A 16,667-nucleotide genomic window follows, 5' to 3' on the forward strand; every position below is an offset into this window, starting at 1 on the left:
CCTTTAGGCCATGGCGCGCGAGCGGCGGATGCGCAGGTCCAGCCAGCTCACGCCGCGGCTCAGGCTGAAGCACACCACGAAGTAGATGATGGCCAGGATGCCGAACACCTGCAGCGGCTGGGTCAGCACCAGGTTGTTGACCTGATTGGCGGCAAAGGTCAGTTCGTTGACGCTGATGACATAGCCCAGCGACGTTTCCTTGATGGTGGAGACGAACTGGCTGGTCATGCTGGGCAGCACGTTAAAGAGCGCCTGCGGCAGCACCACCTTGCGCATCGTCGTCCAGTAGCCCACGCCCAGCGAGCGCGAGGCCTCGATCTGCCCGCGCGGCACCGCCTCGATGCCGGAGCGGATCACCTCGGACAGATAGGCGCTTTCATATACCACCAGCGCGAAGATCAGCGTCCAGAAGCCGCTGACCACCTGGCCGGTGAGCTTGGGCACGACGAAATACGCCCAGAAGATCAGCATCAGCAGCGGCATCCCGCGCACCACATTGACGAGCGCCTTGCTCGCCGTGCGCAGCCAGCCGTAGGGGCTGACGCGGGCCAGCGCGATCAAAAGCGCCAGCGGCAGCGACATGGCCAGGCCCAGGGCCGCCAGGATCAGCGTCAGCGCCAGTCCGCCGAGCGGACCGTTCGGGTATTGGCCCACGAGCAGCGTGGGCCAGTATTGCATCAGGAGATCAAGCACCATGGCCTCCGCGGTTCAGACGATAACGGGCGTAGAGGCGCGATCCCAATGCCATGATCAGGAACGATCCCAGCAGGTACATGATCGTCGCCGCGCCAAAGGTGGCGAAGGTGCGATAGGTCTCGTTTTCGATCTCCCGGGCCTGGTAGGTCAGCTCCATCACCCCGATCGCCATCGCCACACTGGTGTTCTTGAACAGCAGCAGCGCGCGGCCGACCAGCGGCGGAATCGAGATGCGCACCGCCTGCGGCACGATCACGAAGCGCATGCATTGCAGATAGCTCGCGCCCAGCGCCCGCGCGGCCTCGAACTGGGTGCCCGGAATGGCGCGCAGCCCGCTGCGGATGTCTTCGGCGATGTAGGCGGCCGACCCCAGCGCCAGCGCGATCGCCGCCAGCGACATCTCGGCGTTGTGCGCGTACAGCCACATGCGAAAGCCTTCCGGCAGCAGCTCGGGCATGCCGAAATACCAGAACAGCACCTGCACCAGCAGCGGCACGTTGCGGTGGTATTCGACATAGGCGTCGACCAGCCAGCGGCACGGGGCCAGGTTGGTGGCGCGCACCACCACCAGCGTCACCGCGATGGAAAACGCCATGACCCAGGCGACCAGGAAAAGCTGCACGGTGACGGCCATGCCGCTGAGCAGTAGCTGGTATTGGGAAGCGTCTAGAAAGCTCATAAAACTATCAATCTCCTGCGATCGGGCACTCGACGCCAAGCGTCACGGCTCCCCGCGCGTTGCCTGGCGTTGCCTTGCAAGACGCGGGAAGCCGTGACGGGGACTGGCGAAAGACAGCGCTGCGGTCCGCGCCCTCAGCCGGCAATCGGGCCGATCTTGAAGCTGCGTTCCAGCTTGTAGGGCGTTTCCGGACCGAACCACTTGTCGAACAGCTTGCCGGCCGCGCCCGAGGCCTCGGCCTCATCCAGCGCCTGGTTCACCGTTTGCAGGAAGCGCGGTTCGGACTTGCGCACGCCCAGGCCCCAGGGCTCGTCGAACACCGCCTTCGGAATCACGCTGACCGGCGCCGTCGGCGGGCTTTGCAGCACCAGGCGCACCAGGACCAGCTCGGAGGCGAACTGCGCGTCCACCTTCTTCTGCTGCAGGGCCAGGTACGTGGCCGAGCTGTCGCCATAGCCGATGACCTGCGACTTGTCGAGGATGCGCTTGATTTCGCGCTCGGAGCTGGAGCCCTTGGTCGCGCCGATGCGGCGGCCGTTCAGGGCTTCGATCGAATCCAGGCCCGAATCCTTGCGCACCAGCAGCTTTTGCGGGCTGACGTAATAGGCGTGGCTGAAGGCGATCTGCTGGGCGCGGTCGGGCGAATAGCCCAGGTTGGCCGCCAGGATGTCGACGCGCCCTTCGTTCAGTTCAGGCACGCGCGCGGCCACGGACAGCAGCTTGTAGTTGATCTTGACGCCCAGCTTGTCTGCGACGAGCTTGCAGACGTCCACGTCGTAGCCCACGAGCTGGCGCGTCGCGCCATCCTGGAAGCTGAACGGCTGCGAGGTGCCCAGCGTGCCGCAGATCAGCTCGCCGCGCGCCTTGATGTCGTCCACCTGGTCGGCATGGGCAAGTCCGGCCAGGCCCAGCGAGGCCAAGCCGAGGCAGGCGGCAAATAGAGTGTGACGCTTCATTGTTGATTCCCCTTGAATGGTTGTGTGGTGAACAGACTGGTTGTGGCGCTGAATGAATCGATCCGGCGGGCGTCAGGCCAGCCTGGCGCAGGCCTCGCGGATGGCGGCGCATCCCTGGCGGATATCGTCCAGCGATGCGGCGAACGACAGCCGGAACGTGCCCGGCGCGCCGTAGGCGTGGCCGTCGATGACGGCCACGCCGGCTTCGCGCAGCAGGTAGTGCGTGAAATCGGTATCGGTGGCGATCACATCGCCGGCCGGCGTCTTCTTGCCCAACAGGCCCGAGCAGTCCGGAAAGACATAGAAAGCGCCCTGCGGCACGACGATGTCCAGGCCCGGCGCGCCGGACAGTTCGGCGATCGCCAGGTCGCGGCGTTCGCGGAACACCTTGGCAAACTCGACCACGCAGTCCTGCGGGCCGGTCAGGGCTTCGAGCGCGGCCGCCTGGCTGACCGACGAGGCGCCCGACGTGCTTTGCGATTGCAGGATCGCCATCGCCTTGATGAGTTCGTCCGGACCGGCGCCATAGCCGATGCGCCAGCCGGTCATGGCATAGGCCTTGGACACGCCGTTGACCACCAGCGTGCGCGCGGCCAGTTCCGGCGCCACCTGCAACGGGTGCACCGTCGGCTCGCCGGTGAAGTTCAGGCGCGCGTAGATGTCGTCGGTCATCAGCCAGACGTGCGGATGGCGCTGAAGGACCTCGGCCAGGCCGCGCAGCTCGTCCGCGCTGTAGACCGATCCGGTGGGATTGCTGGGCGCATTCATCATGAGCCACTTGGTGCGCGGCGTGATGGCGCGTTCCAGCGCTTGCGGCGTCACCTTGTAGTCCGTGGCGGGCGACGTTTCCACGGCAACGGGCACGCCGCCGTTGACCAGCACCATGTCCGGATACGACACCCAGAACGGCGCCGGGATCAGGACTTCGTCGCCGTCGTTCAGCGTGGCGGCCAGGCCGTTGAAGATCACCTGCTTGGCGCCCGTGCTGACGATGACGCGCGCGGCCGGGTATTCCACGCCGGTGGCTTCCCGCAGATGAGCGGCCGCGGCCTTGCGCAGGGCGACCGTGCCCTGCGCCGGCGGATACTTGGTCTCGCCGCGGTTCATGGCGGCGGTGGCCGCCTGGCGGATGTGTTCGGGCGTGGAGAAATCCGGTTCGCCGATGGTCAGGTCGATGATGCGGCGGCCCTGCTCGCGCAGTTCGGCAATGATGGCGCGCGCGGCCACGCTGGGCGACAGCTTGATGCGCTTGATGCGGTCGGCGACGATGCTCATTGGGCCGCCCCCGTCTTTTCGGCCAGGGTCTTTTCCAGCCACGGCTTGGTGTACGTGCCGGCGCGCAGCTTTTCCTTGGCCACGGCTTCGTCGGCTTCCTTCTTCAGGGCCAGGGCCAGCACCGCGCTGGCATGTTCGGCCGGGATCACCACCACGCCATCGGCGTCGCCCACGACCACGTCGCCGGGCTGGACCACCTGGCCGCCCACCGACACGGGCACGTTGATCTCGCCGGGGCCGTCCTTGTAGGGACCCTTGTGCGACACGGCGCGCGCAAAGCAGCCGAACTCGCCCTGCGCGAACACGTCCGCGTCGCGCACGGCGCCGTCGATCACAAAGCCTTCGATGCCGCGCGACTGCGCGTCCATCATCATCAGTTCGCCGACGAGCGCGTTGCTGGTGTCGCCCGCCCCGTCCACGACGATCACGTCGCCCGCGCCACCCAGCGAAATCGCCTTGTGGATCATCAGGTTATCGCCCGGACGGGTCTTGACGGTGAGCGCCAGGCCGACCGTGCGGCGCGTGCCGCCGTGCAGCGGCCGCAGGCCCGACACGCCGTACAGGCGGTTCATGCAGTCGCTGATCTGGGCCGAGCCGATGCTGGCGAAGCCGGCCAGCACGTCGGCGGCGACGGCCGGCCCGGGCCGGGAAAGTATGCGATATCCGATGGGATTCATAAGGGAAGTCAGGTGTGAATGCGGGATGCGTTAAAGCGAACCTGCATTACAAAGCCGCACAAGCCTTTCCTCAAAACGATATAAATTCCCATTGATCCACGAATTTTTTTCGTGGATTTCGGGCTTTAAGGGTTATCCCTTATTCGTGCATCCGGGTGCGGACGGCCTTGGACATCGCCGTCAGTCACCGCTTTGGATCACCCGCCGCCGTCCATCGTCGCCGTCAATCATCCCCACCGGCCGCGCTGCGCGCCTCGGACAAGGCCACCGTCAGATGCATGACCTTCTTCTTCAACTGGTCGCGCTCGTCGGTCAGCTTGGCCAGCAACTGCCGCAGCCGCGCAATTTCGGCGGGCATGTCCTCGATGCTGTCGATCGGCACCTCGGGCGGCGCCTCGCGCGGCGCCGGCGCCTTGGCCTGGCGCACTTCCCTGGCGGCCTGCTGCAGTTCCTTGCGCCCGCCAGCCACGGCCGCGGCCTGGCGTTCGGCGGGCAGCGACGCCACCGCCGCCGCGGCGTTGATGGAAATCGCGCCCGCTTTCACGGCGCGCACCAATTCGGGCGCCGCGCTCTTCTGGATTTTCTCGATCTGGCCCAGCGTATTGCTGCTGATGCGGGCGGCGCGCGCCAGCGCCTGGCGGCTGGGCACGGCCGGCTTCCAGTTCGTGTTGGCGGGCATGCGGGGCGCGGCGCCTTCCTGCGCCGGAGCGTCCTCATCCCAGGGCGGAGATCCGTCATCGGGCGGTCCGTCCTGCGGCGCCCCCTCGGCCGGCGCTTCCTCGGCGTCGGTCCGCGCCTGCAGGATTTCCTTTTTGCGCAGCGCCAGCACGCCGCGCTGGAAGTCCGACACGCTGCGCCGGCCCAGGTGGTTTTCGATCATCCACAGATGCACGTCGTCCATGGACTTGAAGTGCGTGTTCTGCGTCGTGCGGAACGGGATGCCGTGCTTCATGCACAGCGCATAGCGGTTGTGGCCGTCGATCAGCAGGTCGCCCCACAGGACGAGGGCGTCGCGGCAGCCTTCGGCCAGCAGGCTGCGCTCCAGCGCGGCGTGCTCGTCTTCGGTCAGCGGGTCTATATAGGCGCGCAGGCCTTCATCTATCCTGATATCCATGGTGTCCAAATCGTGTACGGCCTCGCCCTACGCCAGCCCCTGCCCGCGCAGCACGTCCTGGATCGCCGCCAGGCGCGCGACCGGGTCGGTCAGCCCCAGCAGCGTGGCCTTGTCGTCCGGCGGCAGAGGCAGCAGTTCGCACCAGCGGTTCGCCACCCAGCCGCAATCGTCCAGCCGGAACGGCGGCGCCAGCGGCATCTTCCGGGCGGGCACGCCTTCCTGCTGCCACTGGGCCACCAGCCGGCCCAGCGCATCGGCGCTGCCCTGCATGGCCGCCGGCACGGGGGTGGGCGGGTCATCGGGAATGGGCTCGGTCTCGCCCATCCAAAGCCCGTATTTTGCCACCTCGCTGGACCGCAGCCGGAAGCGCGTGGTGCCCATGCAGCGGATTTCCAGCAGGGCCGGCATGGGCGCTTCCCAGGTATCCACGCGCGCCATGGTGCCCACCGGAGACAGCGTCTCCACGCCTTCCGGAGAGCGCACCTCGCTGCCCGCCAGCAGCCCCACGATGCCGAACTCGGCGCCCTGCGCGATGCTGCGGCGGATCATGTCCAGATAGCGCACCTCGAAGATGCGCAGATGGACGACGCCGCCCGGAAACAGCGGATTGGATAGCGGAAACAAGGGAATCAGCGACATGGCCGCCTCCAGTTCATGTCACGAGGAAGACATCTTCCACGGGCACCTGCAGGTGAAAAAACACGTTACGCCGCCGCCGTTTCGCGGCAGACTCACATCATAGGCCCGATTCGCGGCTCGCCTTGGCCAGGCGCGCGCACCGGCCCCCATCCCGCACGGAGACATCATGCCCCAGCTATCCGCCTACCTCAGTTTCGACGGCAATTGCGCCGAGGCCATGCGCTTTTATGAACGTGTGCTGGGCGGCCGCCTGGACGCCCTGGTCCGCTATGCGGATGCGCCCGCGGACGCCGCCATGCCCGTGCTGTCCGACGAAGACGCCGCGCGCGTCATGTATGCGCGACTGACGCTGGACGAGCAGACGCTGCTGGCCAGCGACGCCACCGCCGGCCACCCGTATCCGGGCAAACAGGGCGTGGCGCTGGCGCTGGTCTATCCCACGGTGTCCGACGCGCACCGCGTGTTCGACCAGTTGGCCGAGGGCGGCAGCGTCACCCTGCCCCTGCAAAAGACCTTCTGGGCGGAAGCCTACGGCGCCCTGATCGACCGTTACGGCACCCGCTGGATGGTGAGCGGCGGACGCCTGAGCCACTGAGGGCGCGGGCGGCCAGCCCCGGGCGACCGGCCCGGTCGACCGGCCCGGCGCTCAGGGCCGCGCTTCGCCCTGGCCGCCCGGCCGGTGCGCCGCCAGCACCTCGTGCAGCGACTGCGCCGCCCCCTGCAGCACCGGCACCGCGCGCAGCAGATCGTCCAGCATGACCCGCGCCGTGGGCGCATGGCAGGCCACCGCCGCGACCACGCGGTCCTCGCCGTCGCGCACCGGCACCGCCACCGCGCTCATGCCGCGCACGAATTCCTCGTTGTCGATGCCGATGCCGCGCGCGGCCAGGCGCTCCAGTTCCGCTTCCAGCCGGGCCGGATCGGTCAGCGTGCGCGGCGTATTGCGCGTGAGCGGCAGCCGCGCCAGCACGCGGCTGCGCTCCAGCCGGTTCATCGACGCCAGGAACAGCTTGCCGCTCGCGGTGCAATGCATGGGCACGTGGCTGCCCACCGCGAAAAACAGGCGCAGCGGCTCCGACGTCTCGACGCGTTCCATATAGACGACCCGGTCGCCGTCCGGCGCGGTGAGGTTGCAGGTTTCGCCCAGCGTGCCCACCAGCTTGGTCAGCACCGCGCGGCAGGCGCGCGTGAAGGCGCAGGCGCGCAAGGTGGCAAGCGCGAGCGAGGTCGCCTGCGGTCCGGGCACGAAACCGTTTTCGGTGGGCGTGGCCGCCACGTAGCCGGCGCGCTGCATGGCGGCGAGCAGCCGCATCAGCGTGGTCTTGGGCATGTCCAGCCGCTGCGCAAGCTGCGCAAGCGTGGGCGGATGCTGGGCGCGGGCCAGGTGATCCAGCACCAGCAGCGCCCGCAGCGAACGCGCGGCCTCCTGCTGCCCGCCTGCGTCGTCGGCGCGGCCATCGGCCGCCTGATCCGATGCTGCACTGCGATTTTGAAACCGAAGCTGCATGTTCTGTTCCATTTCTCCGCCCCTGCGCGTGTTGTGCTTTGTTCTGTGCGCGCGCTTCCTAGAATCGCCTCAGATGCCCGCCCGGTCCGCATGGCGTAGCGCGGACCGCGGCCCTGCCGGACAAATATAAGGGAGACCGCGTGGAAATGTCCGATACCGTCGATTACATCGTGGTGGGCGCCGGCTCGGCCGGATGCGTGATGGCGAACCGGTTGAGCGCGGACGGCGCGCATGCCGTCTGCCTGCTGGAAGCCGGCCCCCAGGATACCTATCCGTGGATTCATATCCCCATCGGCTACGGCAAGACGATGTTCCACAAGGTCGTGAACTGGGGCTTCTACACCGACCCCGATCCGAACATGCTGGGCCGCCGCATCTACTGGCCGCGCGGACGCACGCTGGGCGGCTCCAGCGCCATCAATGGCCTCATCTACATCCGCGGCCAGCAGGGCGATTACGACGCCTGGGCCGACGCCGGCAATCCGGGCTGGAGCTGGGACGACTGCCTGCCCTGGTTCCGCAAGCTCGAAAACAACGACCTGGGCCCCGGCCCGACCCGCGGCACGCAAGGCCCGCTGAACGCCACGTCCATCAAGACGCCCCACCCGCTGGTCGAAGCGCTGATCGGCGCCGCCGGGAAACTGGGCATCCCGCACCTGCGCGACTTCAATACCGGCGATCAGGAGGGCGTGGGCTACTACCAGCTCACCACGCGCCGCGGCCGCCGCTGCTCCACCGCCGTGGCCTACCTGCGTCCGGCGCAGGACCGGCCCAACCTGCGCATCGAGACCGACGCGCACGCCATGGCCGTGCTGTTCGAGGGCACCCGCGCCTGCGGCGTGCGCTACCGCCAGGGTGGCCAGGTGCGCACGCTGCGCGCGCGGCGCGAAGTGGTGCTGTGCGCCGGGGCGCTGCAATCGCCGCAATTGCTGCAGCTTTCGGGCGTGGGCCCGGCCGGCCTGCTGCGCGAATTCGGCATCGGCGTGGTGCGCGACCTGCCCGGCGTGGGCGAAAACCTGCAGGACCACCTGCAGATCCGCCTGATCTACGAGACCACCCGGCCCATCACCACCAATGACCAGTTGCGCACGCTGACCGGACGCCTGCGCATGGGGCTGCAATGGCTGCTGCTGCGCAGCGGCCCGCTGGCCGTGGGCATCAACCAGGGCGGCCTGTTCTGCCGGGTCGATCCGGCCAGCCGCACGCCCGACACCCAGTTCCATTTTGCGACCCTGTCGGCCGACATGGCCGGCGGCAAGGTGCATCCGTTCTCGGGCTGCACCTATTCCGTATGCCAGCTACGCCCGACCTCGCGCGGACGCGTGCGCCTGCGCAGCGCGGATCCGTTCGAGGCGCCGTCGATGCAGCCCAACTACCTGTCGACGGACCTGGACCGCCGCATGGCCGTCGCCGCCGTGCGCTATGCGCGCCGGCTGGCCGCGACCGAGCCGCTGGCCGGCCTGATGAAACGCGAGTTCCGCCCCGGCGCGGACATGCGTTCGGACGACGAGATCCTGCATTTCTGCCGCGAATACGGCGCCACCATCTTCCACCCGTCGGGCACGGCCAAGATGGGGCCGCGCAGCGATCCCATGGCCGTGGTCGACGCGCGGCTGCGCGTGCACGGCGTGTCGGCGCTGCGCGTGGTGGATTGCTCGATCATGCCCACGCTGGTGTCGGGCAACACCAACGCGCCCGTCGTGATGCTGGCCGAGCGCGCGGCGGATTTCATGCTGCAAGACGCGCGCCAGGCGCGTGCGCAGGCCGTGCGCACGCCGGCCCGCATGGCAATGACGGACCCAGGATAGGAATCGCATATCGCATATCGCAGACAGACCCGGTCCGCGGCAACGCAGATTGCCCGGCCGACCCACCAAAGGAGACTAGACATGGCCAAGCAAAACGAAGCGGCGGTGCGCAAAGTCGTCACCGCCTCGCTGATCGGCGCCACCATCGAGTGGTACGACTTTTTCCTGTATGGCGTCGTCGCCGGCATCGTATTCAACAAGCTGTACTTTCCGGCAGGCGACCCGCTGGTTTCCACCATGCTGGCCTATACGACCTTTGCCGTCGGCTTCGTCACGCGGCCATTGGGCGGGCTGATCTTCGGCCATTTCGGCGACCGCATCGGCAGAAAGAGCATGCTGGTGATGACGCTGATGATCATGGGCGTGGCCACTTTCCTGATCGGCCTGGTGCCCACCTACGAGACCATCGGCGTCTGGGCGCCCATTCTTCTGCTCCTGCTGCGCGTGTTCCAGGGCATCGGGCTGGGCGGCGAATGGGGCGGCGCGGTGCTCATGGCGTATGAATACGCCCCGCCCGACAAGAAAGGCTTCTACGCGTCGCTGCCGCAGATCGGCCTGGCCATCGGGCTGTGCCTGGCGTCCGGCACCGTGGCGCTGCTGTCCGTCTTGCTGACCGACGAGCAGTTCATGGCCTGGGGCTGGCGCGTCGCGTTCCTGGTGTCGGCCGTCATGGTGGCCGTGGGCATGTACATCCGGCTGAACATCAAGGAAACGCCGGAGTTCTCGGCGGTCAAGGCGCAGAACGCCGAGAGCCGCATCCCCTTCATGGACATGATGCGGCGCTATCCGGGCAACGTGGTCAAGGGCATGGGCGCGCGCTACATCGACGGCGTGTTCTTCAACGTGTTCGGCGTGTTCTCGATCTCGTTCCTGACGCAGACCGTGCAGATCACGCGGACCGAGGCGCTGATCGGGGTGATGGCCGCGGCGCTGGTCATGTGCTTTTTCATCCCGTTCTTTGGCCGGCTGTCCGACCGCATCGGGCGCACCCGCGTGTATTTCTGGGGCTCGCTCATCACCGCGGCCGCGTCCTTTCCGGGGTTCTGGATGATGATCAACAGCGGCGGCAACGTGATGCTGATCTGGCTGGCCATCATCATCCCGTTCGGCATCCTGTACGCCGCCGTCTACGGGCCGGAGGCCGCGCTGTTCTGCGAGCTTTTCGACGCCAAGGTGCGCTACACCGGCATTTCCTTCGTCTACCAGTTCTCCGGCATCTTCGCCTCCGGGATCACGCCCATCATCGCCACGGCGCTGCTCAAGACAGGCGGCGGCCAGCCCTGGCTGATCTGCCTGTACGTGATGTTCGCGGGCGTGGTGTCGGCGGTGTGCGCCTGGCTGATCGGCCGCGGCAGGCAGCCGGCCGAGCTGGACGGCGCCAACCAGCCGTCCATGCAGGCGGCCGGTCTGCGCAAGGCGTAGCCGGAAGGCCGGCCGCGCCTCAGTCCCGCGCGGCCTGCGGCGGCTGCTGGGCCGGCCAGCCGCCGCCCAGCGCCTTGAACAGGGTCGCCAGCGCCGCCTGGCGCTGCGCACTGACGTCGATGTAGGCGATCTGGTCCGTGTACGCGCTGCGCTGCGCGTCCAGATAGCGCAGATGGCTGTCCACGCCGCCCCGGTAGCGCGCCTCCGACAGGCGCATCGCGACCAGGCTGGACTGCGCCAGCGCGCGGCGCGAGGCCTCTTCGCGCCGCAGCGTTTCGGTGGCCACCAGCGCGTCGGACACCTCCCTGAACGCCGTCTGGATGGTCTTTTCGTACTCGGCCACGGCGATGTCCTTGCGCACGGTCGCCAGATCCAGATTGGCGACGTTGCGCCCGCCGGCAAAGATCGGCAGCGTGATCTGCGGCGTGAACGACCAGGCGCGCTGGCCCGAGTCGAACAGGCCCGACAGGTCCGCGCTGGAACTGCCGAACAGGCCGGTCAGCGAAATGCTGGGAAAGAACGCCGCCCGCGCCGCGCCGATGCTGGCATTGCGCGCCTGCAACTGACGCTCGGCGGCCAGGATGTCCGGCCGGTTCTCCAGCAGGTCCGACGGCGCACCCGCCGCGATCTCCTGCACCAGCATGGGCGCATCCGCCGTGCGCGCGGGCAGATAGGGAGACAGGTCGCGCACGCCCACCAGCAGGCCCAGCGCGTTGCCGGCCTGCCGGACCTCGCGGTCCATGCGTTCCAGTTCGGCGCGCGACTGTTCGGTCAGGCCCAGCGCCTCCTGGTAGTCCAGGGCGGTGGCCGTGCCCGCCTGGCGGCGCTTGACGATCAGTTCCAGCGACGCCTCGCGGCTGGCGAGCGTCTGGCGCGTGACGTCCAGGCGCCGCTGCGCGCTGTCGCGGGCCACGTAGGCCTGGATCACCTCGGCCACCAGGCTGATCTGCGCGCTGCGCGCGGTGGCCTCGGTCGCCAGGAACTCCTGCAGGGCCGCATCGGACAGGCTGCGCACCCGCCCGAACAGGTCGATCTCGAACGCCGTGAGGCCCACGCCGGCCTGGTAACTGCTTTGCACGCCGGACGTGCCGGTGGTGTTCAGGTCGCCCGGCACGCGCTGGCGCGTGCCCGTGCCCTGCGCGTCCAGGGTCGGCAGCCGGTCCGCGCGCGTGATCTGGTACTGCGCGCGGGCCGCTTCGATATTGAGCAGCGACTGGCGCAGGTCGCGGTTGTTCTCCAGCGCCAGTTCCACCAGCTTGCGCAAGGCCTCGTCGGTGACAAAGGACTGCCAGCCGAGCGTCGCCGCGGCCGAGGGCCCGGGGCCGGACGTGGCGTTGCCCCAGTGCTCGCTTACCGGCGAGGCCGGGCGTTCGTAGACCGGGGCCATCGAACAACCGGCCAGCGCCGCGGCAAGGACCAGCGCGGAAATCCGCAAGGGAAAGAAGGTCTGCATCATGGATTACTCCTGCACCGTGCGCGGCGCGGCGGCGGATGCCGGCGAGGACTTGCCCCGCCAGCGCTGCACCAGCGACAGCACCCACACGAAGAAGATGGGGACGAAGATCACGCCCAGCAGCGTGGCGGTCAGCATCCCGCCGATCACGCCCACGCCCAGCGCGCGCTGGCTGGCCGCGCCCGCGCCGGTGGCCAGCGCCAGCGGCACCACGCCCAGGATGAACGCCAGCGACGTCATCACGATGGGCCGAAAGCGCAGCTTGGCGGCCTGGATGGCGGCGTCGGCCAGCGTGTGGCCCTGTTCGCGCAGGCTCTTGGCAAACTCCACGATCAGGATGGCGTTCTTGGCCGCCAGGCCGATGATGGTGATGAGGCCCACCTTGAAGTACACGTCATTCGACATGCCCAGCAAGGTCACCGCCAGCACCGAGCCCAGGGCGCCGATGGGCACGATCAGCATCACGGAAGCCGGAATCGCCCAGCTTTCGTACAGCGCAACCATCAGCAAAAACACCACCAGGAACGCCAGCGCGAACAGCATGGGCGCCTGCGAACCGGCGAACTTCTCCTGGTACGACAGGCCCGTCCACTCGTAGCCGATGCCCTCGGGCAGTCCGGCCACGATGCGCTCGATTTCGGCCATCGCCTCGCCGGTGCTGCTGCCCGGCATCGCGTCGCCCGCGATCTTGAAGGCCGGATAGCCGTTGTAGCGCGAGATCTGCACCGGCCCGGTCTCCCAGTCCGTCTTGACGAACGCGCTGAGCGGCACCATCCCGCCCGTCTTGTTCGGCACGTTCAGCTGCAGGATGCTTTCGGGCGTCATGCGGTCGCGCACGTCGGCCTGCACCACCACGCGCTGCAGGCGGCCGGCATTGGCGAAGTCATTGATCGTGGCCGACCCGTAAGCGGACGAGATCGCCGTGCTGATCACGTCGAACCCCACGCCCAGCGCCTCGGCCTTTTCGCGGTCGATGTCCAGCCGCAGTTGCGGCGCATCCGCCAGGCCTTCCATCATGGCGTAGGCGATCACGGGCGAACTGTTGGCCTGCGCCAGCAACTGGTTGCGGGCGTCGGTCAGCGCCGCGCGACCCAGGCCGCCGCGGTCCTGCAGCCGCAGCGCGAAGCCGCCCGAATTGCCCAGCCCGTCGATGGGCGGCGGATTGACGGCCATGACCGCGCCGTCGTCGATCGCCGCGAAGCGCGCGTTCACGCTGTCGGCCACGTCGGTGGCCGATTGGCCCTCGCCGCGCTCGGACCAGTCCTTGAGCGTCGGGAACGCGATGCCCGCGTTCTGGCCGGTGCCCGAAAAGCTGAATCCCATCACGGTGAAGGCGTCGCCCATGGCGTCCAGCGACAACAGGTGCTGCTCCACGTCCGCCACCACCTTGTCGGTGCGCATGTGGGTCGCGCCCGGCGGCAACTGCACGTCGACGATGACATACCCCTGGTCTTCCGGCGGCACGAAGGATTCCGGCACGCGCACGTACAGCACGGCCAGCACCGCGACAATGGCGACGTAGATGACCATGTAGCGGCCGGTGCGGCGCACCAGCCGCGAGTTCAGCGCCTCGAAGCGGCCCGTCAGGCGGTTGAAGACGCGGTTGAACCCGCCGAAGAACCCCTTCTTTTCCTCGTGATGGCCCTTCGGGATAGGCTTGAGGAACGTGGCGCACAGCGCGGGCGTGAACGTCAGCGCCAGGAACCCCGAGAACAGGATCGACACCGCCAGCGACAGCGAGAACTGCTGGTAGATGACGCCGACCGACCCGCTCATGAACGCCAGCGGCAGGAATACCGCCGACAGCACCAGCGTGATGCCGACGATGGCGCCGGACACCTGCTCCATGGCCTTGACCGTGGCCTCGCGGGGCGACAGCCCCTCCTCGGCCATGATCCGCTCCACGTTCTCGACCACCACGATGGCGTCGTCCACCAGGATGCCGATGGCCAGCACCATGCCGAACATCGTCATCATGTTCACCGAGAAGCCCAGCACCGACATCACCGCAAACGTGCCCAGCAGGCACACCGGCACCACGATGGTCGGGATCAGCGTGTAGCGGAAGTTCTGCAGGAACAGGAACATCACCAGGAACACCAGCACCATCGCTTCCAGCAGCGTGTGCACCACCTTCGTGATCGCCACGCTGACGAACTTGGAGGTGTCGAACGGCACCGAATAGGCCACGTCCTCGGGGAACGAAGCCGACAGTTCCTGCAACCGGGCCTTCACCGCCTTGACGGTGTCGATGGCGTTGGCGCCCGGCGCAAGCTGGACCGCCGCGCCGACCGACTTCCTGCCGTTCAGGCGCGTTTCGAAGTCATAGCTCTGCCGGCCGACTTCCAGCCGCGCCACGTCTGCCAGCCGCACGGACGAGCCGTCCGGATTCGCGCGCAGCACGATGCGGCCGAACTCCTCGGGATTGTCCAGCGTGCCCTTGACGGCCAGGGTCGCGGTCAGCTCCTGTTCGGGCGCGCCGGGACGGCTGCCGAAGCTGCCGGCCGGCACCTGCACGTTCTGCGCGGCGATGGCCGCGTTGACGTCCGCCACGGACAGGCCCAGGCCCAGCAGCTTCTGCGGGTCGATCCAGACGCGCATGGCGGCTTCGGCCCCGAAGAACTGCACCTTGCCCACGCCGTCGACGCGGCGGATCTCGTTGTTGATGTGGCGCGCGGCGTAGTCGGACAGCCCCACCACGTCCTTGTTCGCGTCATCGCCCTTGTACGTCAGGGCATAGATCATCAGGAAGTTGGAACTGGCCTGCTCGACCTGCAGGCCCTGCTGCGTCACGGCCGTGGGCAGGCGCGCCTCGGCCTTCTTGATGCGATTCTGCACGTCCACCTGCGCCAGGTCCGGATCGGTGCCTGGCTCGAACGTGACGGTGATTTCCGCGCTGCCGCTGGAACTGCTGGACGACTCGTAGTACAGCATGTTCTTCGCGCCGTTCAGCTCCTCTTCGATGACGCTGGTCACCGAATCGACCAGCACGGTCGCGGACGCGCCGGGATAGGTGGCCGCGATGGTCACCTGCGGCGGGGCCACCACCGGAAACTGCGACACCGGCAGCGACGGAATCGCCAGCAGGCCGGCGAGCGAAATGAAAATGGCCACCACCCAGGCGAAATTGGGGCGGCCAATGAAAAACTTGGACATGTTCTACCTTCGGGTTTGCGCGCGATGCATCACAGGCTGCTTACACAGGCCGATCAAATAGCCGATCAAACAGAGGCCGATCACACAGCCCGCTCATTGCGCGGCAGGCACTGCGGCATCGCGGGCGGCGGCCAGCTTTGCCGGGTTCACGGGCGTCACGCTGACCTTCTGGCCGGGGACGGCGCCGCTCGCGCCCCCGACGATGACGCGGTCGCCCGGCGCCAGTCCCTCGGTGATGTGCCAATCGCCGCCGCGCATCGTGCCGGTCTGCACCGCGCGGCTCTCCACGACGTCATCCGCCCCCACCACCAGCACCTGCGGCTTGCCATCGGTGCTGCGCGTGACGGCGCGCTGGGGCACCAGGATCGCTTCGGGGTCCACGCCCTGCTGCGTGCGCACGCGCACGTACATGCCGGGCAACAGCAACACGTCGGGATTGGCGAACTCGCCCCGCAACGCGACCTGGCCCGTGCCGCGGTCCACGGCGATGTCCGAGAACAGCAGACGGCCTTCGCGCTGCTGGTCGGTGCCGTCGATGGTGATGGAGATGCTGGCGCCCTCGCCCGCGCCCAGGCGGCCGTCCTGCATGGCGGCGCGCATGCGCAGCATGTCGGCCACGGGCTGGTTGAAGTCCACGTAGACCGGATCGAGCTGCTGGATCGTCGCCATCACGGTGGCTTCGTTCTGGCCCACGAGCGCGCCCTCGGTCACCTGCGCGCGCCCGATGCGGCCCGAGATGGGCGCCTTCACGGTGGCGTAGTCCAGGTTCAGCCGCGCGGTCTCGACGTCGGCCTGGGCCGAGCGGCGGGCCGCCAGCGCGCTCTTGAGCGTGGTGTTGGCGGTATCGAAGTCCTGCTGGCTGACGGCTTCGATCTTGACCAGCGGCGCGTAGCGCCTGACGACGGCCTGCGCGTCGGACACGGCGGCCTCGGCCTTGGCCAGCTCGCCCTGCGCGCGCGACAACGCGGCCTTGAACGGCGCCGGGTCGATGCGGAACAGCACGTCGCCCGCCTTCACGTCGGCGCCTTGCTCGAAATCCCGGCTGAGTACGATGCCGGCCACGCGGGCGCGGACTTCGGCCACGCGCATGGGCTCGACCCGGCCGGGCAGTTCGCTGGTCAGTGCGTAACGCTGGGGCTGCACCGCCAGCGCCTTCACCGGACGCGGTCCGGCCGCCTGCGGCTCGCCGCCCTCCTTCCCGCCGCACGCGGCCAGAAAGGTTGCCGCCGCCAACGCCGCCAGGGGCAGTCGCCATGCCTTGTTCCACATCATTCACATCCCCCGC

General features: G+C 68.2%; 14 protein-coding genes. 3 read left to right on the forward strand and 11 right to left on the reverse strand.

Annotated features, from left to right (window positions below):
* Positions 1-3 precede the first annotated feature (3 nt).
* The 7 genes from ACZ50Q_RS16410 to ACZ50Q_RS16440 form a co-directional block, all read right to left on the reverse strand.
* Positions 4-693, reverse strand: a complete 690-nt coding sequence (locus tag ACZ50Q_RS16410; protein ID WP_076522118.1) for an amino acid ABC transporter permease — start codon at positions 691-693, stop codon at positions 4-6.
* A complete protein-coding gene (locus ACZ50Q_RS16415; protein ID WP_076521146.1) occupies positions 686-1,375 on the reverse strand; it encodes an amino acid ABC transporter permease in 690 nt (229 codons plus the stop codon). The genes ACZ50Q_RS16410 and ACZ50Q_RS16415 overlap by 8 nt, the downstream gene beginning before the upstream one ends.
* Before the next feature lie 134 nt (positions 1,376-1,509).
* The gene (locus ACZ50Q_RS16420; protein ID WP_092575381.1) at positions 1,510-2,331 is read right to left on the reverse strand and encodes an ABC transporter substrate-binding protein; all 822 of its coding nucleotides are present in this window, start codon (positions 2,329-2,331) and stop codon (positions 1,510-1,512) included.
* Between the two features lie 72 nt (positions 2,332-2,403).
* Positions 2,404-3,606 (reverse strand): aminotransferase class I/II-fold pyridoxal phosphate-dependent enzyme, encoded by a 1,203-nt coding sequence (locus ACZ50Q_RS16425; RefSeq protein ID WP_092575378.1) that lies wholly within the window; start codon positions 3,604-3,606, stop codon positions 2,404-2,406.
* Positions 3,603-4,283 carry an RraA family protein gene (locus tag ACZ50Q_RS16430; protein WP_092575375.1) on the reverse strand — a complete coding sequence of 227 codons (681 nt, stop codon included), beginning with the start codon at positions 4,281-4,283 and terminating at the stop codon, positions 3,603-3,605. The genes ACZ50Q_RS16425 and ACZ50Q_RS16430 overlap by 4 nt, the downstream gene beginning before the upstream one ends.
* A gap of 223 nt (positions 4,284-4,506) precedes the next feature.
* The gene (locus ACZ50Q_RS16435) at positions 4,507-5,397 is read right to left on the reverse strand and encodes a ParB N-terminal domain-containing protein (protein ID WP_464078985.1); all 891 of its coding nucleotides are present in this window, start codon (positions 5,395-5,397) and stop codon (positions 4,507-4,509) included.
* A 27-nt stretch (positions 5,398-5,424) separates the two neighbouring features.
* Positions 5,425-6,036, reverse strand: a complete 612-nt coding sequence (locus ACZ50Q_RS16440; protein WP_076521150.1) for an LON peptidase substrate-binding domain-containing protein — start codon at positions 6,034-6,036, stop codon at positions 5,425-5,427.
* Between the two features lie 166 nt (positions 6,037-6,202).
* Between ACZ50Q_RS16440 and ACZ50Q_RS16445 the strand changes: the two genes are divergently transcribed.
* Positions 6,203-6,631 (forward strand): VOC family protein, encoded by a 429-nt coding sequence (locus ACZ50Q_RS16445; protein WP_464078986.1) that lies wholly within the window; start codon positions 6,203-6,205, stop codon positions 6,629-6,631.
* 51 nt (positions 6,632-6,682) lie between these two features.
* On the opposite strand, the gene ACZ50Q_RS16450 is transcribed toward ACZ50Q_RS16445, so the two are convergent.
* Positions 6,683-7,555 (reverse strand): IclR family transcriptional regulator, encoded by an 873-nt coding sequence (locus ACZ50Q_RS16450; RefSeq protein ID WP_464078987.1) that lies wholly within the window; start codon positions 7,553-7,555, stop codon positions 6,683-6,685.
* 134 nt (positions 7,556-7,689) lie between these two features.
* On the opposite strand from ACZ50Q_RS16450, the gene ACZ50Q_RS16455 reads away from it, so the two are divergent.
* Both ACZ50Q_RS16455 and ACZ50Q_RS16460 read left to right on the forward strand, forming a co-directional pair.
* On the forward strand, positions 7,690-9,351 hold the full coding sequence (locus ACZ50Q_RS16455) for a GMC family oxidoreductase (RefSeq protein WP_464078988.1): 1,662 nt from the start codon (positions 7,690-7,692) through the stop codon (positions 9,349-9,351).
* 81 nt (positions 9,352-9,432) lie between these two features.
* On the forward strand, positions 9,433-10,773 hold the full coding sequence (locus tag ACZ50Q_RS16460) for an MFS transporter (RefSeq protein ID WP_076521153.1): 1,341 nt from the start codon (positions 9,433-9,435) through the stop codon (positions 10,771-10,773).
* Positions 10,774-10,792: 19 nt separating this feature from the next.
* Here ACZ50Q_RS16460 and ACZ50Q_RS16465 read toward each other — a convergent pair whose 3' ends face one another.
* The 3 genes from ACZ50Q_RS16465 to ACZ50Q_RS16475 all read right to left on the reverse strand — a co-directional run bounded on the left by ACZ50Q_RS16465 (position 10,793) and on the right by ACZ50Q_RS16475 (position 16,651).
* The gene (locus tag ACZ50Q_RS16465) at positions 10,793-12,229 is read right to left on the reverse strand and encodes an efflux transporter outer membrane subunit (protein WP_464078989.1); all 1,437 of its coding nucleotides are present in this window, start codon (positions 12,227-12,229) and stop codon (positions 10,793-10,795) included.
* A 3-nt stretch (positions 12,230-12,232) separates the two neighbouring features.
* Positions 12,233-15,382, reverse strand: coding sequence for a multidrug efflux RND transporter permease subunit (locus tag ACZ50Q_RS16470; protein WP_464078990.1), 3,150 nt, complete (start codon positions 15,380-15,382; stop codon positions 12,233-12,235).
* Positions 15,383-15,475: 93 nt separating this feature from the next.
* On the reverse strand, positions 15,476-16,651 hold the full coding sequence (locus tag ACZ50Q_RS16475) for an efflux RND transporter periplasmic adaptor subunit (RefSeq protein WP_092576230.1): 1,176 nt from the start codon (positions 16,649-16,651) through the stop codon (positions 15,476-15,478).
* Positions 16,652-16,667: the final 16 nt, after the last annotated feature.

This window comes from Achromobacter sp. T5-5, assembly GCF_055397965.1.